17 protein-coding genes are annotated in these 21,037 nt (G+C 72.6%); 5 read left to right on the top strand and 12 right to left on the bottom strand.

From position 1 onward, the window contains the following. The first annotated feature begins 80 nt into the window (after positions 1–80). Positions 81–1,166 carry a PLL family lectin gene (locus FDM97_RS24695; protein WP_137992682.1) on the top strand — a complete coding sequence of 362 codons (1,086 nt, stop codon included), beginning with the start codon at positions 81–83 and terminating at the stop codon, positions 1,164–1,166. A gap of 97 nt (positions 1,167–1,263) precedes the next feature. Here the strand turns inward: FDM97_RS24695 and FDM97_RS24690 are convergent, their stop codons facing one another. Both FDM97_RS24690 and FDM97_RS24685 read right to left on the bottom strand, forming a co-directional pair. Further along, the gene (locus tag FDM97_RS24690; RefSeq protein WP_137992681.1) at positions 1,264–3,402 is read right to left on the bottom strand and encodes a 3-hydroxyacyl-CoA dehydrogenase NAD-binding domain-containing protein; all 2,139 of its coding nucleotides are present in this window, start codon (positions 3,400–3,402) and stop codon (positions 1,264–1,266) included. Continuing rightward, on the bottom strand, positions 3,399–4,637 hold the full coding sequence (locus tag FDM97_RS24685) for a thiolase family protein (RefSeq protein ID WP_137992680.1): 1,239 nt from the start codon (positions 4,635–4,637) through the stop codon (positions 3,399–3,401). The genes FDM97_RS24690 and FDM97_RS24685 overlap by 4 nt, the downstream gene beginning before the upstream one ends. A 303-nt stretch (positions 4,638–4,940) precedes the next feature. On the opposite strand from FDM97_RS24685, the gene FDM97_RS24680 reads away from it, so the two are divergent. After that, the gene (locus tag FDM97_RS24680) at positions 4,941–6,071 is read left to right on the top strand and encodes an alpha/beta fold hydrolase (RefSeq protein ID WP_137992679.1); all 1,131 of its coding nucleotides are present in this window, start codon (positions 4,941–4,943) and stop codon (positions 6,069–6,071) included. A 50-nt stretch (positions 6,072–6,121) separates the two neighbouring features. On the opposite strand, the gene FDM97_RS24675 is transcribed toward FDM97_RS24680, so the two are convergent. The 3 genes from FDM97_RS24675 to FDM97_RS24665 all read right to left on the bottom strand — a co-directional run bounded on the left by FDM97_RS24675 (position 6,122) and on the right by FDM97_RS24665 (position 9,106). Further along, positions 6,122–7,402, bottom strand: coding sequence for a ribonuclease D (locus FDM97_RS24675; protein ID WP_137992678.1), 1,281 nt, complete (start codon positions 7,400–7,402; stop codon positions 6,122–6,124). 99 nt (positions 7,403–7,501) lie between these two features. Further along, a complete protein-coding gene (locus FDM97_RS24670; protein ID WP_015037008.1) occupies positions 7,502–8,167 on the bottom strand; it encodes a response regulator transcription factor in 666 nt (221 codons plus the stop codon). Positions 8,168–8,401: 234 nt separating this feature from the next. Beyond that, positions 8,402–9,106, bottom strand: coding sequence for a DUF3000 domain-containing protein (locus FDM97_RS24665; RefSeq protein WP_137992677.1), 705 nt, complete (start codon positions 9,104–9,106; stop codon positions 8,402–8,404). A 91-nt stretch (positions 9,107–9,197) separates the two neighbouring features. On the opposite strand from FDM97_RS24665, the gene hemE reads away from it, so the two are divergent. Further along, on the top strand, positions 9,198–10,274 hold the full coding sequence (hemE, locus tag FDM97_RS24660; RefSeq protein ID WP_137992676.1) for a uroporphyrinogen decarboxylase: 1,077 nt from the start codon (positions 9,198–9,200) through the stop codon (positions 10,272–10,274). A gap of 60 nt (positions 10,275–10,334) precedes the next feature. On the opposite strand, the gene FDM97_RS24655 is transcribed toward hemE, so the two are convergent. The 3 genes from FDM97_RS24655 to FDM97_RS24645 all read right to left on the bottom strand — a co-directional run bounded on the left by FDM97_RS24655 (position 10,335) and on the right by FDM97_RS24645 (position 13,178). Next, a complete protein-coding gene (locus FDM97_RS24655; RefSeq protein WP_137992675.1) occupies positions 10,335–10,763 on the bottom strand; it encodes a hypothetical protein in 429 nt (142 codons plus the stop codon). A gap of 66 nt (positions 10,764–10,829) precedes the next feature. Further along, on the bottom strand, positions 10,830–12,203 hold the full coding sequence (locus tag FDM97_RS24650; RefSeq protein ID WP_137992674.1) for an FAD-dependent oxidoreductase: 1,374 nt from the start codon (positions 12,201–12,203) through the stop codon (positions 10,830–10,832). A 27-nt stretch (positions 12,204–12,230) separates the two neighbouring features. Next, positions 12,231–13,178 carry a DUF4349 domain-containing protein gene (locus tag FDM97_RS24645; RefSeq protein ID WP_137992673.1) on the bottom strand — a complete coding sequence of 316 codons (948 nt, stop codon included), beginning with the start codon at positions 13,176–13,178 and terminating at the stop codon, positions 12,231–12,233. A 143-nt stretch (positions 13,179–13,321) separates the two neighbouring features. Here FDM97_RS24645 and hemG point away from each other — a divergent pair, with 143 nt between their 5' ends. Next, a complete protein-coding gene (hemG, locus tag FDM97_RS24640) occupies positions 13,322–14,863 on the top strand; it encodes a protoporphyrinogen oxidase (protein ID WP_137992672.1) in 1,542 nt (513 codons plus the stop codon). A gap of 17 nt (positions 14,864–14,880) precedes the next feature. Next, a complete protein-coding gene (gene hemQ / locus FDM97_RS24635; RefSeq protein WP_137992671.1) occupies positions 14,881–15,594 on the top strand; it encodes a hydrogen peroxide-dependent heme synthase in 714 nt (237 codons plus the stop codon). Positions 15,595–15,600: 6 nt separating this feature from the next. Here the strand turns inward: hemQ and FDM97_RS24630 are convergent, their stop codons facing one another. From FDM97_RS24630 to FDM97_RS24615, 4 genes are all read right to left on the bottom strand, one after another. Continuing rightward, a complete protein-coding gene (locus tag FDM97_RS24630) occupies positions 15,601–17,265 on the bottom strand; it encodes an alpha/beta hydrolase (protein WP_137992670.1) in 1,665 nt (554 codons plus the stop codon). Between the two features lie 94 nt (positions 17,266–17,359). Continuing rightward, positions 17,360–18,445, bottom strand: coding sequence for a TIGR04222 domain-containing membrane protein (locus FDM97_RS24625; protein WP_137992669.1), 1,086 nt, complete (start codon positions 18,443–18,445; stop codon positions 17,360–17,362). A 6-nt stretch (positions 18,446–18,451) separates the two neighbouring features. Then, on the bottom strand, positions 18,452–20,104 hold the full coding sequence (locus FDM97_RS24620; RefSeq protein WP_137992668.1) for an MbnB/TglH/ChrH family RiPP precursor modification enzyme: 1,653 nt from the start codon (positions 20,102–20,104) through the stop codon (positions 18,452–18,454). Between the two features lie 98 nt (positions 20,105–20,202). Then, positions 20,203–20,958, bottom strand: coding sequence for a DUF4142 domain-containing protein (locus tag FDM97_RS24615; protein ID WP_137992667.1), 756 nt, complete (start codon positions 20,956–20,958; stop codon positions 20,203–20,205). Positions 20,959–21,037 lie beyond the last annotated feature (79 nt).

The following is a 21,037-nucleotide window of genomic DNA, read 5'->3' as shown; positions in this document are numbered from 1 at the left end:
CCCACTAAAGTCGACGAACAGCAGTCCGAAAGGACATGCACACCCCCCAAGCTGACCTGTCGACCGGAGCACTGGACCCCATGGCATATCGATCCCAGGACCCGACCACTCGATCCAAGGGGCCGTTCGTCGTCCCGACGCTGCGGGGCAGCTGGCTGACCCGTGGCGTGGAGGGCCGCTTCAGCGCGTACCTGCCGTGGGGCGGCGAGGTGGTGCGCTGGACGGAGGGCCCCGACGGCCGCTGGAGCGACGCCGTCTCGCTCGGCGGCGGCGGACTGCTGCCCATCCTGGCGGTGGGCCAGGGAGCCGACCGGTACGTCCACCTGGTGGGGCTGCGCCCGGTGCCCGGGGAAGAGGGCCACGTCGAGCTGGTGCACAGCACCCAGTTCCAGACCGGCCGCCCGGCCGTGGAGTGGCGCTCCATCCAGCACTCGAACGGCAAGAGCTTCACCTGGACCGGCAACCCGGCCGTCGCGGTGGACGCCCAGGGACGCGCGTACGTCTTCACCCGTAACGGTGGCGGCGGACTCAGCGTGCGCGCCCAGAAGGACGGCGGCGGCTGGCACCCGTGGTGGGACCTGTGGGGCAACCGCTCCGACCCCTCGCCGGTCGCGGCGACCAACGGCGCGGGTCTCGTCGAGCTGTACACGGCGAAGGAGGAAGGGCTGCTGCGGTACGAGCAGCAGGAGCCCGGTGCCAAGCCGGTCCGGCACGACGTGGTGCCCGCCTCGGTGACCTTCGGCAGCCTGGCCGCGGTGACCGGGCCCTCGGGACACGTCTCGCTCTACTACGTCGACAAGGAAGGGCGGATCTGCGTCTGGACGCCGGGACGCTCGCCGGAGCCGAGGCCCTTCCTCGACGCGGTGGGGGAGGGCCCGCTCTCCGCGACCCGCTGCCGGATCGACGGCGTCGACTGCACCGTACTGGCCCAGCAGTCCGCCGACGGGCGCCTCGCCCTGGCCGCCTTCCCGGTGGAACAGGAGTCGGCCGGCGCCAAGTGGACCGAGACGGGCGAGCCGCAGGTGCCCCTGCTCACCACCCTCACCCAGGCGCTGGACGGCGGTCTGGTCGCCATGACGGTCGGGGACGGCCCGAGGCTGCTCACCACGCGCCAGAAGCCGGCCGCCGAGGGACTCCAGCTGGGCACCTGGCGCTCCGTGATCTGAGCGTTCCGCGATCCGAGTACCCGTCAGGACGGAACAGGACGGCCCCGGCACCAGGAATCGGTGCCGGGGCCGTCCGCCGTTGTGCGAACCCCGAGGGTTACGCCGGGACGCTCGCCACGCCCTGCGCGAGGAACGGCTTGCCGTTCACCCGCTGGGAGACGCCCTCACGGTCCAGGTACGGCGTGATGCCGCCCAGGTGGAAGGGCCAGCCCGCGCCCGTGATCAGGCAGAGGTCGATGTCCTGCGCCTCGGCGACGACACCCTCCTCCAGCATCAGGCCGATCTCCTGCGCCACCGCGTCCAGGACGCGGTCGCGGACCTGCTCCTCCGTCAGGACGACATCGCCCTGCTTCAGGAGGGCGGCGACCTCGGGGTCCAGCTCCGGCTTGAAGTTGTTTTCGGCGGAGTAGACGTAGAAGCCGCGCTTGCCCGCCTTCACGACGGCCGCGAGGTTCGGGGAGACCTTGAAGCGGTCCGGGAAGGAGCGGTTCAGGGTCTCGGAGACGTGCAGACCGATCGCCGGGCCGACGAGCTCCAGGAGGACCAGCGGGGACATCGGCAGACCGAGCGGCTCGACGGCCTTCTCGGCCGTCTCGACCGAGGTGCCCTCGTCGATGACGTTCTGGATCTCGCCCATGAAGCGGGTCAGGATGCGGTTCACGACGAACGCCGGGGCGTCCTTGGTGAGGACCGCGGTCTTCTTCAGCTTCTTGGCGACACCGAAGGCGGTGGCCAGGGAGGCGTCGTCCGTCTTCTCGCCGCGGACGATCTCCAGGAGCGGGAGGATCGCGACCGGGTTGAAGAAGTGGAAGCCGACCACGCGCTCGGGGTGCTTCAGCTTCGAGGCCATCTCCGAGACGGAGAGCGAGGAGGTGTTGGTGGCGAGGATCGCGTGCGCCGGGGCGACCGCCTCGACCTCCGCGAACACCTGCTGCTTGACGCCCATCTCCTCGAACACGGCCTCGATGATGAAGTCCGCGTCCGCGAAGCCCTCGGCCTTGTCCAGGACACCGGAGACCAGGCCCTTGAGACGGTTGGCCTTGTCCTGGTTGATCCGGCCCTTGCCGAGCAGCTTCTCGATCTCGCCGTGGACGTAGCCCACGCCCTTGTCGACGCGCTCCTGGTCGATGTCGGTCAGGACGACCGGCACCTCCAGGCGGCGCAGGAAGAGCAGGGCCAGCTGGGAGGCCATCAGACCGGCGCCGACGACACCGACCTTGGTGACCGGGCGGGCCAGCGACTTGTCCGGGGCACCGGCGGGGCGCTTGGCGCGCTTCTGCACCAGGTTGAAGGCGTAGATGCCGGAGCGCAGCTCGCCGCCCATGATGAGGTCGGCCAGGGCCGTGTCCTCGGCGTCGAAGCCCTTCTGCAGGTCGCCGTCCTTGGCCGCCTCGATGATGTCCAGGGCGCGGTACGCGGCCGGGGCCGCGCCGTGCACCTTGGAGTCGGCGATGAACCGGCCCTTGGCGACGGCCTGGTCCCAGGCCTCACCGCGGTCGATCTCGGGGCGCTCGACGGTGACGTCGCCCTTGAGGACCTGCGCGGTCCAGATCAGCGACTGCTCCAGGAAGTCCGCGCCCTCGAAGATCGCGTCGGCGATGCCGAGCTCGAAGACCTGCTTGCCCTTGAGCTGACGGTTCTGGTTCAGCGAGTTCTCGATGATGACCGAGACGGCCTTGTCGGCACCGATCAGGTTCGGCAGGATCGCGCAGCCGCCCCAGCCGGGGACCAGACCGAGGAAGACCTCGGGCAGCGAGAAGGCCGGCAGGGCCTTCGACACGGTGCGGTAGGTGCAGTGCAGACCGACCTCGACACCGCCGCCCATCGCCGCGCCGTTGTAGTACGCGAAGGTGGGGACGGCCAGCGCGGAGAGGCGCTTGAAGACGTCGTGGCCGCCCTTGCCGATGGCGAGCGCGTCCTCGTGACGCTTCAGCAGCTCGACGCCCTTGAGGTCGGCGCCGACGGCGAAGATGAACGGCTTGCCGGTGAGGCCGACGCCGACGATCTCACCGTTCGCGGCCTCGGCCTCGACCTGGTCGATGGCGGTGTTGAGGTTCGCCAGCGACTGCGGGCCGAACGTGGTCGGCTTGGTGTGGTCGAAGCCGTTGTCCAGCGTGATCAGCGCGAACCGGCCCGCGCCCGCGGGCAGTTCGAAGTGCCGTACGTGGGCGCTGGTGACGACCTCGTCGGGGAAGAGCTCGGCGGCGCCCTTCAAAAGCTCGGCGGTGGTGCTCACTTGCTGCCTCCGGCGTCCTTGTGGTTCGGGTTCTCCCAGATCACGGTGGCGCCCATGCCGAAGCCGACGCACATCGTGGTGAGGCCGTAACGGACCTCCGGCTGCTCCTCGAACTGGCGGGCCAGCTGCGTCATCAGACGCACGCCGGAGGAGGCCAGCGGGTGACCGTAGGCGATCGCGCCGCCGTACTGGTTGACGCGGGCGTCGTCGTCGGCGATGCCGTAGTGCTCCAGGAACGCGAGGACCTGGACCGCGAACGCCTCGTTGATCTCGAAGAGGTTGATGTCCTCGATCGACAGACCGGCCTTGGCCAGCGCCTTCTCGGTCGCCGGGATCGGGCCGTAGCCCATGACCTCGGGCTCGACGCCGGCGAAGGCGTACGAGACGAGGCGCATCTTGACCGGGAGGTTGTTCTCGCGGGCGAAGTCCTCGGAGGCGATGATCGAGGCGGTGGCACCGTCGTTGAGACCGGCCGCGTTGCCCGCGGTGACGTTGCCGTGGACGCGGAACGGCGTCTTCAGGTTCGCCAGCGACTCCAGGGTGGTGCCCGGACGCATCGGCTCGTCGGCGGTGACCAGGCCCCAGCCGGTCTCGCCGGCCGAGCCGCTGTCGGACGCTGCGGTGCGGCGCACCGAGATCGGCACCAGGTCCTGCTGGATCTTGCCGTCGGCGTACGCCTTGGCGGCCTTCTCCTGCGAGCGCACGGCGTACTCGTCGGCGCGCTGCTTGGTGATGCTCGGGTAGCGGTCGTGCAGGTTCTCGGCGGTCATGCCCATGAAGAGGGCGGACTCGTCGACGAGCTTCTCCGAGACGAACCGCGGGTTCGGGTCGACGCCCTCGCCCATGGGGTGGCGGCCCATGTGCTCGACACCACCGGCGATGACGGCGTCGTACGCGCCGAACGCGATCGAACCGGCGGTCGCGGTCACGGCGGTGAGCGCACCGGCGCACATGCGGTCGATGGAGTAGCCCGGAACGGACTGCGGCAGCCCGGCGAGGATGCCGGCGGTGCGGCCGAGGGTCAGACCCTGGTCACCGATCTGCGTGGTCGCGGCGATGGCGACCTCGTCGATCTTCGCGGGGTCGAGTCCGGGGTTGCGGCGCAGCAGCTCCCGGATGGCCTTCACGACGAGATCGTCGGCGCGGGTCTCGTGGTAGATGCCCTTCGGGCCCGCCTTGCCGAACGGGGTGCGGACGCCGTCGACGAAGACGACGTCCCTGACGGTACGAGGCACGATGGCTCTCCTCCAGGGTGCGGGATGGCACTGCTGCCGCACGCGACTAAGCGCGCGCTTGCTAGGACCATGCTACTTGCGGGTAACCATGCTGCCCAGTCCCGGGGGCCAGAGCGGTGAAGGTCACATCGCGCGTCGCCGACCGGGCGCTGTGTGCGCCCCCTCATGCGCCCGTCCGATGGAGGGTTTCCCCGACCCGATGGGCGCAGGCCGCCGGCCGTGCCGTGGCGCCGGGTACACATCAGGCCGAGGCTGGCGTCGCCGGAGCGCGAGGTCCCGGCCCGAACGCGCGGAAGGAATGCCATGGCAGCGATCATCACGAAGGACCACGAAGTCCCCCACAAGTCCACCGTCCCCGCGAACCAGGACGACATCGTCAAGCTCTTCGTACGGGAGCGGGACGGCACGCCCCTGGGACACCTCCCGGAGCGCAAGGCCGTTCTCATGCTGCACGGCCGGAGCGTCCCGGCGCTCGCGGCCTTCGATCTCCAGTACGGCTCCTACAGCTGGGGGGAGCACCTGGCCAAGGCCGGCTACGACGTCTTCATGATGGACCTCCAGGGCTCCGGACGGTCGCCGCGTCCCATGATGGACGACCCACGCAATGCCAACCCCGCCAACCAGAGCCTTCTGAAGCCAAGGCCACCGGGATTCACCCCGGGCCCGCCGAACTACGCGTTCCAGCTGAACAACTCGTACAGCGACCGGGACGAGCTGCACACCGTCGTGGAGTACATCCGCAAGGAGCGACAGGTGGACAAGGTCGCGTTCGTCGGCTACTCCGCCGGCGCGATCACCATGGGGCCGTACGCGGTGAACAACCCCACCAAGGTGGAGAGCCTGTTCCTGCTGGCGCCGGTCTTCCCGCCCAACGGCACGTCGAACCCGCCGAGCACGCTGCCCCAGCCCGGCTTCCCGATGTTCCTGGGCACCAGATGGGGCCTCGAGTCGGCATGGAACAACGAACTGGGCTGTGCGGACCAGCGCGAACTCGGCATCGTCGAAAAGGCCTGGGCCGCGATGATGGCGAATGAGCCCGTAGGCGCGACATGGGGACCGCCGGAGGGCCTCAACCGAATCCGGAACTTCGTCCGGTGGGGCTGGAACAAGACGACGGCGGCGCAGGGCGGTGTCCTCGGCGGAAGCGTGCCCGTGCTGATCGTGTACGGGGATCACGACGCCACGGTGAACACGTCACCGCCCAGCTCCAACCCGGAACTCAACTTCTCGGTCCCCGCGCTCTACGACGCCATCACGGGCGCCCACAAGCTCATGGTCAAACTGGAGTGCGCGGGGCACTCGGTGCTGTGGGAGAGGCAGCACAAGAACGTGCACAACCTGTCGAAGTACTGGCTCAAGCAGCTCAAGGTCGACGGCAAGACCCAGGGCGTCTTCGACATGAACACCAACGGCGACCTCAGCCCGTCCCCGTAGAACGGTCAAGCCCCCGGCCGTGCACGGCCGGGGGCTTCGCAGTCGCCAGGTCAGCCGGCGCTCGTCAGCGCCGTCACCAGCAGCGGGGTCACCAGTTCGACCTGCCACGGCCGGGCGCCGTAGCCCTGGAGGGCGGCCGACACCGCGTCCGGGGTCGCCGCCGGCGGCTCCCAGCAGACGCGGCGGACCGTGTCCGGGGTGATCAGGTTCTCCTGGGGGAGGTTCAGCTCCTCCGCGAGGGCCGAGACCGCCGTGCGGGCCGCCGACAGGCGGGCGGCCGCCGCCGGGTCCTTGTCCGCCCAGGCGCGCGGGGGCGGGGGGCCCGCGACCGGCTGGCCGGGCTGGGGGAGCTCGGCGTCCGGGAGGGCCTTCGCCCGGTCCACGGCCGCCTGCCACTGCTCCAGCTGGCGCCGGCCCATGCGGTGGCCGAAGCCCGGCAGCGCGGTCAGCGCCGCGACGTTCGCCGGCACGGCCAGCGCCGCCTCCACGATCGCCGTGTCGCTCAGCACCTTGCCGGGGGAGACGTCCCGCCGCTGGGCGATCCGGTCGCGGGCCGTCCACAGCTCCCGTACGACCGCCATCTGGCGACGGCGCCGCACCTTGTGCATGCCGGAGGTCCGCCGCCAGGGGTCCTTGCGCGGCGGCGCGGGCGGGGCCGAGGCGATCGCGTCGAACTCCTGCAGGGCCCACTCCAGCTTGCCCTGCCGGTCGAGCTCCTTCTCCAGCGCGTCACGCAGGTCGACGAGCAGCTCGACGTCCAGCGCGGCGTACCGCAGCCAGGGCTCGGGCAGCGGGCGGGTGGACCAGTCCACCGCGGAGTGCCCCTTCTCCAGGGCGTAGCCGAGGACGGACTCGACCATCGCCCCGAGCCCGACCCGCGGGAAGCCCGCGAGCCGGCCGGCCAGCTCGGTGTCGAACAGCCGGGTCGGCACCATGCCTATGTCCCGCAGGCACGGCAGGTCCTGGGTCGCCGCGTGCAGGATCCACTCGGCTCCCGCGAGCGCCTCGCCGAGTCCGGACAGGTCGGGGCAGCCCACCGGGTCGATGAGCGCGGAGCCCGCGCCCTCGCGGCGGAGCTGGATGAGATAGGCGCGCTGGCCGTAGCGGTAGCCGGAGGCGCGCTCGGCGTCCACGGCGACGGGGCCGCCGCCGGCGGCGAAGGCGGCGATCACTTCGGCGAGCGCCTCGTCCGTCTCGACGACGGGCGGAATGCCCTCGCGGGGCTCCAGCAAGGGGATCGGCAGCCCGTTCGCAGGGACGTCGTCGTCCGGGGGAGCGCCCCCGGTGGTTCGCAGTGCCGTGTCTGCTGCGGTCTCTTGGGCGTCGGTCACGTGTCAAGGGTATCTGTGAACGGCAAGCGCCTGTCGACGGAACGTTCCGTCGACAGGCGCCGATCTTTCGTCAACCGTGGAAGCCGCCAGGTCGTGGGCTCAGTGGATGATTCCGGTGCGCAGTGCCACCGCGACCATGCCGGCCCGGTCCCCGGTGCCCAGCTTGCGGGCGATCCGGGCGAGGTGGCTCTTCACGGTCAGGGCGGACAGGCCCATGGAGACGCCGATGGCCTTGTTCGACTGGCCCTCGGCGACCAGCCGGAGCACCTCGACCTCACGGCCGGAGAGCTCGCGGTAGCCGCCCGGGTGGCTCGGAGCACCCGGGGGGCGGCGGTGGCCGAGGCGGGCGGCCGCGGCGCCGATGGGGGCGGCGCCGGGGCGGGTGGGATGCCCGATGTTCGTACGCGTACCGGTGACGACATAGCCCTTGACGCCACCGGCGAGCGCGTTGCGCACCGCGCCGATGTCGTCGGCCGCGGAGAGGGCGAGGCCGTTGGGCCAGCCCGCCGCGCGGGTCTCGGACAGCAGCGTGAGGCCGCTGCCGTCGGGGAGGTGGACGTCGGCCACGCAGATGTCGCGAGGGTTGCCGACGCGGGGACGGGCCTCCGCGATGGACGACGCCTCGATGACGTCACGTACTCCAAGGGCCCACAGGTGGCGGGTGACGGTGGAGCGGACGCGCGGGTCGGCCACGACGACCATGGCCGTCGGCTTGTTCGGGCGGTAGGCGACCAGGCTTGCGGGCTGCTCGAGGAGAACGGACACACGGCCTCCTGGGGAGATGCGGGACGGAGCCGGCTCGGGGAAGAAGCCGGGGGCGACCCGGTGCGGTGAAGGGGTCATTGACCTCTTCGGCAGCTCGGGCGCCCGCCTTTAGGGAAAGATCACGATTTAGTGAGTAACAATTGGTGCAATTCGGACGCGCGATCGATCATCCTACGAGTGAGCCTCCGTCCGGGCGACCTCGAAGACCCCCCGACAGCCTTCCGGCCAGCGGGATCACGCCTGCTGAGGACCCCTGCGCTGGGGCAACGAGACGACCCCTCCGCCCGATGTGGTGCCCGCCCCCGGCTCCGGTGACGACGGCGGCAGCCCGGCGACCTGGCACAGCAGATCGCACCAGGCCGCCAGATGCGCCCCGGTGTCCGGCACGCCCCCCGGACCCTCCGTCGGCGTCCAGGACGCCCGGATCTCGATCTGCGTCGCGGGGCGGCGGTCGGCGAGCCCCCCGAAGTAGTGGGAGCCCGCCTGGGTCACGGTGCCGCTCGCCTCCCCGTACGGCAGACCGCGCGCCTGCAGCGCGCCGGTCAGCCAGGACCAGCAGACCTCCGGCAGCAGCGGGTCCGCCGCCATCTCGGGCTCCAGCTCCGCCCGTACCAGCGTCACCAGCCGGAACGTGCCCTTCCAGGCGTCGTGCCCGGCCGGGTCGTGCAGCAGGACGAGCCGCCCGTCGGCCAGATCCTCCTCGCCTTCGACGACGGCCGCCTCCAGCGCGTACGCGTACGGCGCGAGCCGCTGCGGCGGCCGGGTCGGGTCGATCTCGATCTCCGGCCGCAGCCGGGCCGAACGCAGTGCCTCGACCGCCCGCCGGAAAGCGGGCGGCACCGGATTCGTCTCCGTACCGTTCGAGGTGGTGCCCGCCGTGTCGCCCGCTCCTTCGTCGCCGTCGGAATGATCGGAAAAATGTCCCTGAGCCGCAGCCATGCGGGGAAGAGTAGGCGGAACGGGGGCCTCGCGCAGGGAGGGACACCCGGCCCGGGCGAGCGGCTTCCGTGCACATGCGAAGATTCTGGGCGTGAGTGCCAATGACAGCCCCGTGGGCCAGCAGACGAAGCACCAGCCGCAGACGTACGACTCCGCATTCCTCAAGGCGTGCCGGCGCGAGCCCGTGCCGCACACGCCGGTCTGGTTCATGCGGCAGGCGGGGCGCTCGCTGCCCGAGTACCTGAAGGTCCGCGAGGGCATCCCGATGCTCGAATCGTGCATGCGGCCCGAGCTGGTCACCGAGATCACGCTGCAGCCCGTACGCCGCCACAAGGTGGACGCGGCGATCTACTTCAGCGACATCGTGGTCCCGCTCAAGGCCATCGGCATCGACCTCGACATCAAGCCCGGCGTCGGCCCCGTCGTCGCCGACCCGATCCGCACCCGCGCCGACCTCGACCGGCTGCGCGACCTGACCCCCGAGGACGTCCACTACGTCACCGAGGCCATCGGGATGCTCACCGGCGAGCTGGGCTCCACCCCGCTCATCGGATTCGCCGGCGCGCCTTTCACCCTCGCGAGCTACCTCGTCGAGGGCGGCCCGTCCCGCAACCACGAGCACACCAAGGCGCTCATGTACGGCGACCCGCAGCTCTGGGCCGACCTGCTCGACCGCCTCGCCGAGATCACCGCCGCCTTCCTCAAGGTCCAGATCGAGGCCGGCGCGTCCGCCGTGCAGCTCTTCGACTCCTGGGTGGGCGCCCTCGCCCCCGCCGACTACCGCCGTGCGGTGATGCCCGCCTCCACGAAGGTCTTCGACGCGGTCGCCTCCTACGGCGTCCCGCGCATCCACTTCGGTGTCGGTACGGGCGAGCTGCTCGGCCTCATGGGCGAGGCGGGCGCGGACGTGGTCGGCGTCGACTGGCGCGTCCCGCTGGACGAGGCCGCCCGGCGCGTCGGCCCCGGCAAGGCGCTCCAGGGCAACCTCGACCCGGCCGTGCTGTTCTCCACGCGCGAGGCCGTGGAGGCCAAGACGGACGAGGTCCTGGCCGCCGCGAAGGACCTCGAAGGGCATGTCTTCAACCTGGGCCACGGCGTGCTGCCGACGACCGACCCGGAGGCGCTGACGCGTCTGGTGGAGTACGTCCACACGCGGACGGCCGTCTGACCCGTGGCCTCACGCCGCTGTGCGCCGCCGGTTCCGGCGGCGCACAGCGGACGGCGGGTGTCAGTACTCGCAGCCGGCGGCCGGGTTGCCGGTACCGACCCGGCAGAAGTCGAGCCCGGCTCCGCCGTTCACGATGTTGCCGTTCGTGCCGACGCGGAGATAGTCGTTCTCGGTGTCTCCGAGGACCGAGCCGGTCCCCGCGACGGTGCCGACCGTGACGTAGTCGCGGCCGGCGCCACCTGTGACGGTGCCGGCGACCGTGCCGGTGACCTGGATGAAGTCGTCACCCCCCAGGCCGTTGACCGTGTCGCCGGCGGGGACCGTCGCACAGGTGATGTAGTCGGATCCCGCCGTTCCGTTGATGGTCCCGCCGGTGACGGTGACGCCGTTGACCCGGCACGTGGTCACGGCGTGGGCGGGGGTGCTCAGGGCGAGCGGGGCGATGACGAGTGAGGCGGCGCAGAGCGCTCGCGCGGCGTGTCTGATCATGCGATCAGTGACGCATGGTGAAGAATGGCTCGCAAACCGTCACCAGGCGTCACTGGTCCGGTCGAGTCAACCTGCCCTCCGGACGGCGGCCACCGCCTTGCGCGCCGCGATCAGCACCGGATCCCAGACCGGCGAGAACGGCGGCGCGTACCCCAGATCCAGGGCCGTCATCTGCTCCACCGTCATCCCGGCCGTCAGCGCCACCGCGGCGATGTCCACCCTCTTGGCCGCGCCCTCACGGCCCACGATCTGCACCCCGAGCAGCCGGCCCGTGCGGCGCTCGGCCAGCATCTTCACCGTCATCGGGGCCGCCCCCGGGTAGTAGCCCGCCCTGCTGGTCGACTCGACCGTCACCGTCACGTACCGCAGACCCACCTCGCGGGCCTCCTTCTCGCGCAGACCCGTCCGCGCGATCTCCAGGTCGCACACCTTCGACACCGCCGTGCCGACCACCCCCGGGAACGTGGCGTAGCCGCCGCCCACGTTCGAGCCGATGACCTGCCCGTGCTTGTTGGCGTGCGTGCCCAGCGCGATGTGCCGCTCACGCCCCGAGACCAGGTCGAGGACCTCGACGCAGTCGCCGCCCGCCCAGATGTTCTCGTGGCCCCGCACCCGCATCGCGAGATCGGTGAGCAGCCCTCCGTACACCCCCAGCGGCAGCCCGGCCGCCTCCGCGAGGCGCGTCTCCGGGACCACGCCCATCCCCAGGACCACCACGTCCGCCGGGTACTCGGCGTCCTCCGTCACCACCGCGCGGACCCGGCCGTTCGCACCCGTGAGGATCTTGGTGACGGCCGAGGAGCCGACCGTCGTGATGCCGAGGTCGTCCATCACCTCGTGGACCAGCCGTCCCATGTCCGGGTCGAGCGTCGCCATCGGCTGCTTGCCCCGGTTGAGCACGGTCACCTCGTACCCCCGGTTCAGCAGCGCCTCGGCCATCTCCACGCCGATGTACCCGGCGCCCACAACCACCGCGCGCCGGCCCTCCGTCCGCGTGAGCGAGTCGAGCAGCGCCTGCCCGTCGTCCAGGGTCTGCACCCCGTGCACGCCCGGCGCGTCGATCCCCGGCAGCGCCGGCCGCAGCGGACGGGCACCGGTCGCGACCACCAGCTTGTCGAAGCCCGTCCACGCCTCCGCGCCCGACTCCAGGTCCCGGGTACGGACCCGCTGCCCCGGCACGTCCAGCTCGGTCACCTCGGTCCGCATCCGCAGATCGATGTCCCGCGCCCGGTGCTCCTCCGGGGTGCGCGCGATCAGCTCGTCGCGCTCGGCGACGTCGCCACCGACCCAGTACGGAATGCCGCAGGCCGAGAAGGAGCTGAAGTGACCGCGCTCGAAGGCGACGATCTCCAGCTCCCCGGGCCCCTTGAGCCTGCGCGCCTGCGACGCGGCGGACATGCCCGCCGCGTCGCCCCCGATGACCACCAGTCGTTCGCTCATACGAACACGCTACGTCGCGCGGGTCGTTCAGTCCCCGCTCTGTGCGGAAGAGGCCGGGGAAGGGGCAGTTCCTTCGGTGCCCGACGGTCCGGAGCGGCGGCGCAGCTTCGGCCGGACCACCAGCCGCCACACCAGGTACAGGATCAGGGCCACCGCCAGCCACGGCGCGAGCGCCGCCAGCACGATCACGACCCAGGCCGCCGCCGCCGTCAGCGCGTTCCAGCCCCCGGCGAGGGCGTCGAGGACGCCCGGACGGTCGTCGTCCTCCGGCGCCTTCGCGCCCTCCTCCTCGGTCAGTTCGAGGGTGATCGTCGCCAGCGTCGTACGGTCCTTCAGCGAGGCCTGCTGAGCCAGCAGCGACTCCAGATCCGCCTGACGCCGACTCAGCTCGCCCTCCAGGGTGACCACATCGCTCAGCTTCGTCGCCTTGTCCATCAGCGCGCGCACCCGGGCGACGCTCGCCCGCTGGGTGGCGATCCGGCTCTCCACGTCCACCACCTGCTCGGTGACGTCCTTGGCGTCCGCCTTGCGGGACAGTAGCTTCCCCGTCCCCGCCAGCTCCTTGAGCACCGACTCGTACCGCTCCTGCGGCACCCGCAGCACGACCCGCGAGGTCACGCGCGCGTCGTCGATCCTCTCGGTCGACTCGTTGGAGACATGACCGCCCGCGCCCTCCGTGACCCGGCGGGCCGTGGCCAGCGCCTTGGACGCGTCCTCGACCTCCACGAACAGCTCGGCGGTACGGATGATGTGCTGCCGCGGAACCTCGGCGGGCTTCTTCGGGTCCGCCGCGCCGTCCGTGCCCGACTCGTCGCGCCGGTCGGCGGCGCCCTCGGCCCCCTCGGCGCCCTCGGCGGGCCGGGCCGCGCTCAGTCCCTGCTTGCTGTCGGTCCCTCTGTCGGTCCCGCTGTCGGACGCGCCGGCGCCGCAGCCGGTCAGGGCCAGCGAGGCCGTCAGCAGCGCCACGGCCGCCATTCTCGCTCCACGCACAGTGATCCCCCCCAGGGGTGGTGATGAGTGTTGCCGGTTCGACGTACGAGGAGGGGGTGCGGGTTGCCGTCGGGCGATAGCGAAGCGGTCACGTTCCGGCCTCGGAACGGGTTTGAGAGAGTGGAGCCATGAACGCGCACGTTGTTGTCGTCGGAGGCGGCATCGCCGGACTCGCCGCCGCGCACCGGCTGGTGTCGGCGGGCCTCTCGGTGACCCTGCTCGAAGCGGGCGACCGGCCCGGCGGCAAGCTCCTCGCCGGAGAGATCGCCGGCGCCCCCGTCGACCTCGGCGCCGAGTCGCTGCTCGCCCGCCGCCCCGAGGCGGTCGCGCTCGCCCGCGCCGTCGGGCTCGGGGACCGCCTGCGCCCGCCCGCCACCACCACCGCGTCCGTCTGGACCCGCGGGGCACTGCGCCCGATGCCCAAGGGCCATGTGATGGGCGTCCCCGGCGACGCCGCCGCGCTCACGGACCTCCTCTCCGAGGAGGGAGTACGCCGCGTCGCCCACGATCACGACCTGCCGCCCGCCGAGATCGGCGAGGACATCGCGATCGGCGCGTACGTCGCCGACCGGATGGGCCACGAGGTCGTCGACCGGCTGGTCGAGCCGCTGCTCGGCGGCGTGTACGCGGGCGACGCGTACCGGATCTCGATGCGGGCCGCCGTCCCCGCGCTCTTCGCCGCCGCCCGCGTCCACCCGACGCTCACCGAGGCCGTCCGCGCCGTCCAGCAGGCGGGCGCCGCGACCCCCTCGGACGCGGCGGGCGCGGCCACCGGCCTCGGCGGCTCCGCCTTCATGGGCATCGAGGGCGGCATCGGCACCCTGCCCGACGCCGTCGCCGCCGCGATCCGCGCGGCGGGCGGCGAGATCCTGACCCGTACCCCGGTGACCGAGCTCCGCCGCGTGCCGGCGGACGGCCCGGAGAGCCCCGCGGGGGCCTTCGCAGCGGAGCCCGGCGGCCGGCGCGGCCCCGAGCCCGCTGCCCCACGCGGCGCCACCGCCGGCACGCGGTGGCGCGTCGTCGCCGGCGACCGGGTCTTCCTCGCCGACGGCGTGGTCGTCGCGAGCCCCGCCTGGTCCGCCGCCGAGCTGCTCTCCGGCGAGGCGCCCCGCGCCGCCGCCGAGCTCGGAGACGTCGAGTACGCCTCGATGGCCCTGGTCACCCTCGCCTTCCGGCGCTCCGACGTGCAGGCCCTGCCCGGCTCCGGGTTCCTCGTGCCGCCCGTCGACGGACACACCATCAAGGCGTCCACCTTCTCCAGCCAGAAGTGGCAGTGGGTCTCCGACGCGGCCCCCGACCTCTTCGTGCTCCGTACCTCCGTCGGCCGCTACGGCGAGGAGGAGCAGGTCCTGCGCGACGACGCCGACCTCGTCGAGGCCTCGCTGAAGGACCTCGGCGCGGCGGCCGGCCTGACGGCCCGCCCCGTCGCCACCACCGTCACCCGCTGGACCGGCGGTCTGCCCCAGTACCCCGTCGGCCACCTCGCCCGGGTCGCCCGCGTCCGCGAGGCCGTCGCCGGGCTGCCCGGACTGCGCCTCGCGGGGGCCGTGTACGAAGGTGTCGGCATCCCCGCCTGCATCGCCTCAGGCCACCGCGCCGCCGACGAGATCCTGGACGAGATCATCGCCACGTCGGAAACCACCCACCCTGGTGCAGGGCACTGTCCGTGACGGGCGAGAATAGGCGTATGAGTGCGCCCGAAAAGATCCCGAACGCCGGTAAGAAGGCGAAGGACCTCAACGAGGTCATCCGCTACACCCTGTGGTCTGTGTTCAAGCTGCGCGACAACCTGCCCGAGGACCGTGCCGGCTACGCCGACGAGGTCCAGGAGCTGTTCGACCAGCTCGCCGCCAAGGACATCACCGTCCGTGGCACGTACGACCTCTCCGGTCTGCGCGCCGACGCCGATGTCATGATCTGGTGGCACGCCGAGACGAGCGACGAGCTCCAGGAGGCGTACAACCTCTTCCGCCGCACCAAGCTGGGCCGCGCCCTCGAGCCGGTCTGGTCGAACATGGCGCTGCACCGCCCCGCCGAGTTCAACAAGTCGCACATCCCGGCCTTCCTGGCCGACGAGACCCCCCGCGACTACGTGAGCGTCTACCCCTTCGTGCGCTCCTACGACTGGTACCTGCTGCCGGACGAGGACCGCCGCCGGATGCTCGCGGACCACGGCAAGATGGCCCGCGGCTTCCCCGACGTCCGCGCCAACACGGTCGCCTCGTTCTCGCTCGGCGACTACGAGTGGCTCCTCGCCTTCGAGGCCGACGAGCTGCACCGCATCGTCGACCTGATGCGCCACCTGCGCGGCTCCGAGGCGCGGATGCACGTCCGCGAGGAGGTCCCGTTCTACACCGGCCGCCGCCGCTCCGTGGCGGAACTGGTGGCGGGCCTGGCCTGAGCGGCCCTACCGACTCGGTGACGGCCCGGCTCCCAGCCGGGCCGTCATCCCTTGACCCGGAAGATCAGACGGCGGACGGGGTTCCGACCGCCGCTCCAGCGACACCGGGTCCGGCTCCGGGTGCGGCGCGCACGACGCGCGCCGCACCGGCGTCCCTCCGGGGACGGCCCCCGTCAGCAGGTACGTCTCCAGATGCCCGTTGACGCAGGCGTTCGCCCCGCCCCCGATGCCGTGCGTACCGGCGTCCCGTTCGGTCACGAGTGCCGAACCCCACAGCCTGCGCTGCAGCTCCAGCGCCCCGTCGTACGGCGTGGCCGCGTCCCGCTCGGCGGCCAGGATCAGCACCGGCGGCAGCACGCCGGGACCGGTCCGCACGTCCAGCGGCTTCTGCCGCGGGGCCTGCCAGTAGGCGCAGGGCAGATTCATCCAGACGTTGTCCCAGGTCTCGAACGGAGCGACCTTCGCGAGCCGGGTGTTGTCCCGGTCCCAGACGGCGAAGTCCTCCGGCCAGGGAGCGTCGTTGCACTCCACCGCCGTGTACACGGCGACCCCGTTGCCCGCGTCCGATGAGAGGTTCTCGGGGTTCTCCCGCCCCGCCGCCTGCTCGATCAGCGGCTTCGGATCACCCTTCAGATACCGCGAGAGGGCGCCGGCCCGCAGCGCCCAGAAACCGTCGTGGTACCCGGTCTGGATCATCGCCGCGTGCAGCTGCCCCTGGCCGACCCGCCCGCCCGCGGGCCGCGCCGCGAGTTCGGCGCGGACCTTCTCGTAACTCTCCTGGACCTCCTGCGCCGTGGCGCCGAGGCCGTACACCTTGTCGTGCTTGGCGACCCAGGTACGGAAGTCGGCCCAGCGCCGCTCGAAGGCCCGGGACTGGTCGAGGTTGTTGGCGTACCAGATCTCCTTCGGCCTCGGATCGACCGGTGCGTCGAAGACCATCCGCCGCACCCGGTGCGGGAAGAGCGTCGCGTACAGCGCGCCGAAGTACGTCCCGTACGAGGCGCCCATGTACGTCAGCCGCGGCTCGCCGAGCGCCGCGCGCAGCACCTCCAGATCACGGGCGTTGTTGAGCGAGTGGTAGTGGCGCAGCGCCTTGCCCGTGCGGGTCGCGCAGCCCTGGGCGTACGTCTTCGCACGGGCGATCCGCTCCCGCTTGAAGACCTCGGAGGGATGGGTGGGCGCAGGCGTCGGGCCCTTGGCGCGGTCGGCCGGGTCCTGGCAGGACACCGGGGCGGAGCGGCCCACGCCGCGCGGGGCGTAGCCGACCAGGTCGTACGCGGCGGAGATCCGCTTCCAGGCCGGAAGCCCGGCGACGAGCGGGAAGTACGTCGAAGAGGCGCCGGGGCCACCGGGGTTGTACACCAGCGCGCCCTGCCGCCCGGAGGCCGGACCCGAGGCCTTGCCCCGGCTGACGGTCAGCCCGATCCGGGGGCCGTCCGGGTCCGCGTAGTCGAGCGGGACCCGGACGGTGCCGCACTGTACGGACGGCGGCAGCTTCTCCTCGGCCGGGCAGGCTCCGAAGCGGATGCCCTCGGCGGCGGCGCGCCGGGCGGCGAGCAGCGTGCCGCGGGTCTCGGCGGTCGGGGTGTCGAGGGCCCGTGCGGGGGTGACGGCCGCCGGTGCCGAGAGCACCAGCGCACCGACGGCACCGAAGAGCGCGAAAGATCTCACAGAGGGATCGTTGGAGGGCGGATCGCCGAAGTAAAGGATCGACGGGCGGTGTCGGGCCAATGCCCCCGATGCGCCCCCTGGACGCGCCCCCTCGTCAGCCGCTCGAACTGGAGCAGCTCGAACCGCTGCTGCTGGAGCACGAGCTTCCGCTGGAGCTGGAACAGGAGCTGCCGGAGCTGCCGCTCGAGCTCGAACAACTGGATCCGCCGCCTCCACCGGAGCAGGCGCTCGCCGAGCAGCCGCCCCCGCCCCCGCACGAGGACCCGCCGCCGCAGGAGGATCCGCCGCCGCCTCCGCCGCTCGCGCCGCCGCACGCACCCCCGTTGCCCGGGCTGCCGCCGCACCACGCGAGCACCATGAGGGCCGCCGTGTCCGACGAGCCGTGCTGCGAGGAGCGGCTGCGCGACGCGCGCGGGAACGGCTGCTGCCCGGGGCGCGAGCCGTACCTCCGGGCCGCCGCGATCAGCTGCTCCCGCAGCTCCGGGTCCGGCACGGCGCGCAGCCCGCGCAGCGCGACCTGGTGGCCGGCGTCCTGCAGATAGACGTGATCCCGGTGGTACGCGGCCGCCGCCCGCTGCCCCGCGCGGGTGATGCGCCCGGCGTTGAACGCGCCGCAGATGAGCGCGACGAACACGCCCAGCACGAGGACGGGCATCACCGTGATGACGAACGGCACCGCGCCGAAGGGACCGTCGACGCCGAGGGTGATCACCATGGAGAGGACCAGCACCGCGAAGGAGCCGAGCCCCTGGGCGAGGCACCACCGCCTGACCGCGAGGCGCCGCTCCGGTGCCACCATCAGCCCGCGCGCCGCGAGACCGTCGCCGATCTCCTGCACGGCGGGGCTCCGCATCACCGCGAGGCGCAGCTCGTGCAGGGCGCCGCTCGGGGCGGCGGCGAGCTGCTCCAGGACGGCACGGCCGACATGGTCCCGGGCCCGCAGGTCGGGGCGGAGCACGACGACGAGGCCGGGGCCGCCGACCCCGATCAGTCCCTCGGCGTGCAGGGTCGCCAGGGCCGTGTCCACGACCCGGGGCGGGCCGCCGGCCAGGAAGGCGGCCTCGGCGAGGTCGTGCGCGGAGGCGCCGCCCCGGTCCGACCGGATGGAGCGGGCCCGGGCGATCAGCAGCCCCGAGCTGACGAGAACCGCGACCCAGATGAGTACGGCGAAACCGGTCATGTCTCTCTACCTCCGTACGAGCGCGGCGCGGGCCGCGTGGATCAGGCGGGTCGCCCGGCCGGGCGGGCGGGTGCCGGCGCGCTCCTGCCACCAGCGGGTGAGCAGGCGCCGGGCGTCCGGGTCCTCGGGGCGGCCGGTGACGAGCAGGTGCTCGACGAAGCCGAGGGCGTCGCGCCGGTAGCCGCCGGTCATGGGGCGGGACCTGGCGTACGCGCGGAACGCGGGCCGGTAGCCGTCGCCGAGGATCTCGGGCAGCTCAGGGGCGACCTTGGCGACGACGTCGGCCCGCTTGGCCGTGAGCGCGCGACTCTGCACGCCGAGCCGCCGCGTGTCGAACCCCTCGGGCGCGGGCGTCCCGGCGACGAGCGCGGACAACAACGCGACCTGCGCGACCCCGACTCGCTCCCGGGCCCGCTCCCCGCCCCGGGGAGCGCGGCCCCCCTGCGCCTCGGGCCCAGGTGCCTCGGGCCCAGGTGTCTCGGGCACCTCCGCCGCGCGGGGCCTTCCCCCGCCCCGCCCCTCCCCGAAACCGGGGGCACGCCCCCGGGCCCCCTGCGCCTCGGGGGCGCACGTGGCCGCCGGGCCGGGGGCAGGCACCGGGCCCCCGCGCGGGCCCGGTGGCGCGGAGTCGAGCGACTCGCCCGCCGCCCGCTGAGGCCGCGGCATCGGGCCGCCCGAGACACGGGCGCCCGCGCCGATGAGCAGCGGGCGATCGGCGGACCGCGTCGCAGCGTCGTCCGCCGCGTCCGCCGTGGTCGTGCCCGCGGAGACCGCAGGGCGCGCCGGGGCGCCCACGGCGGCCCCCGCCGGCGCCGCCCCCGCCCCCGCCCCCGTCACCGTCGTCCGGATCGTCGACAGTTCAGCCGCCAGCTCCTGCGCCGGCGGGAAGTCGTCGTCCCGCTCCAGAAGGACGCCCGGCGGGGAGACCCGGGACGCCAGGTCCGACAGGATCGCGAGGACCGGGGCGGGGACCGGGTGGGCGTGGGTGTCGTGCCAGACGCCGTCGCGTTCGACGCCGCCCGCGACATGGACGTACGCGATGGCCTCGACCGGGAGTTCGGCGAGGGCCTTCGACGGGTCCTCGCCGCGGTTGACGTGGTTCGTGTGGAGGTTGGCGACGTCGATGAGGAGCCGTACCCCCGTACGCTCCACCAGCTCCGCCAGGAACTGGCCCTCCGTCAGCTCCTCGCCCGGCCAGGAGATCAGCGCCGCGATGTTCTCCAGGGCCAGCGGCACCGGCAGCGCGTCCTGCGCGATCCGGACGTTCTCACACAGGACCTCCAGCGCGTCCCACGTGCGCGGCACGGGCAGCAGGTGGCCCGCCTCCAGGAGCGGGGACGCGGTCAGCGGCCCCCCGGCCCGTACGAACGCGATGTGCTCCGTCACCAGCGGCGCGCCCAGCGCCGTCGCCTTCGCCGCCAGCTCGGCGAGCCGCCCCGCGTCCGGCCGGTCCGCGCCGCCGAGCCCCAGCGACACCCCGTGCGGGACCACCGTCACGCCCCGCGCGCGCAGCCGCGTCAGCGAGTCGGGGAGGTGGCCCGCGCAGAGGTTCTCCGCGACGACCTCCACCCAGTCGACCCCGGGCAGCGCCTCCACCGCCTCCGCGATCTCCGGCCGCCAGCCGATGCCGATGCCGAGTTCCGTGTTCCGTGCCGTCATCTCGTCCCCCTCCTTCAGTCCCTCACCTGATGGCCCGGCCGGATACGTTCGAATCCAGTCGGGGGGACGTTCAGAGGTTGATTTGAGGTTCCGGCGCGCTACGGCTGGGAATGCGGCGTCACGATCCCCGCCTCCGGCGCCGGCCGCGACGTGAACGACTGGTCCGTCCCCGACGGCCGCGCCGGCGAGGGCACCGCGGGCGACGGCACCACCGGCGGCCCGGTCGGCGGCGCCGTCTTCCGCCCCGCCGCCTCGTTCGCCAGCGCGTCGTAGTCGACCATCCCGGTCGCCTCCAGCATGGTGATGTGGTCGAGCACCGTCTGGTTCGCGTCGCTCGCCAGCTGCCGGATCAGCGCGTTGCGTGTGGTGTGCCGGACCTCCGCGATCAGCGCGAACACCTTCCCGTGCGCGTTGCGCAGAATGTTCGCGAACTTGCGCTCGTACTCCTCCCCGCTCGCCGCCGTCAGCTCCCGCAGCCACCCCTGCTGCTGCTCGGTCGGCTGGTTCGGCAGCTCCACGCCCAGCTTCGCCGCCACGTCCCTGGCCCGCCGGTCCAGGTCCGTGTGGCCGACGACGAGGTGGTCGCCGCACTCCACGATCGCCCGGCTCGGGGCGCGCTGGATCGCCTGCTGCCCGGCAGGGAGCTCCCAGAGGCCGGCCAGCCGGACCTTGACCAGCAGATCCCGGTCCGTGGCCGAGAGCGGACCCCACTGGGTGGCCACGCTCGACGCGTTGAGGTTCGCCTGCCCCGTTCCTGAGCGGTCGGCGTAGGACCAGACGGGGAAGGCGAGCGCGCCGACCGTCGCGACCAGCGCCGCGATGATGAGTGCCGTCCCGTTGACGCGTAGCGACAAGATGTCTCCCGTACGTTCGGTGTACCGCAGACTGAACCGCCAACCAGGCGGTCGTTCAACCTACTTGGCGGTATCGGGA

It is taken from the genome of Streptomyces vilmorinianum (assembly GCF_005517195.1).
GTDB lineage: Bacteria > Actinomycetota > Actinomycetes > Streptomycetales > Streptomycetaceae > Streptomyces > Streptomyces vilmorinianum.
The sequence above is the reverse complement of the archived record's forward strand: the minus strand, read 5'-3'. Positions and strand labels throughout refer to the sequence as shown.

Bases quoted from the DNA above. Each gene is read 5' to 3' on its own strand.
- FDM97_RS24695 (WP_137992682.1), top strand. From the start codon at position 81: ATGGCATATCGATCCCAGGACCCGACCACTCGATCCAAGGGGCCGTTC.
- FDM97_RS24680 (WP_137992679.1), top strand. From the start codon at position 4,941: ATGGCAGCGATCATCACGAAGGACCACGAAGTCCCCCACAAGTCCACC.
- FDM97_RS24665 (WP_137992677.1), bottom strand. From the start codon at position 9,106: ATGGCTGCGGCTCAGGGACATTTTTCCGATCATTCCGACGGCGACGAA.
- FDM97_RS24655 (WP_137992675.1), bottom strand. From the start codon at position 10,763: ATGATCAGACACGCCGCGCGAGCGCTCTGCGCCGCCTCACTCGTCATC.
- FDM97_RS24650 (WP_137992674.1), bottom strand. From the start codon at position 12,203: ATGAGCGAACGACTGGTGGTCATCGGGGGCGACGCGGCGGGCATGTCC.
- FDM97_RS24645 (WP_137992673.1), bottom strand. From the start codon at position 13,178: ATGGCGGCCGTGGCGCTGCTGACGGCCTCGCTGGCCCTGACCGGCTGC.
- hemG (WP_137992672.1), top strand. From the start codon at position 13,322: ATGAACGCGCACGTTGTTGTCGTCGGAGGCGGCATCGCCGGACTCGCC.
- hemQ (WP_137992671.1), top strand. From the start codon at position 14,881: ATGAGTGCGCCCGAAAAGATCCCGAACGCCGGTAAGAAGGCGAAGGAC.
- FDM97_RS24625 (WP_137992669.1), bottom strand. From the start codon at position 18,445: ATGACCGGTTTCGCCGTACTCATCTGGGTCGCGGTTCTCGTCAGCTCG.
- FDM97_RS24620 (WP_137992668.1), bottom strand. From the start codon at position 20,104: ATGACGGCACGGAACACGGAACTCGGCATCGGCATCGGCTGGCGGCCG.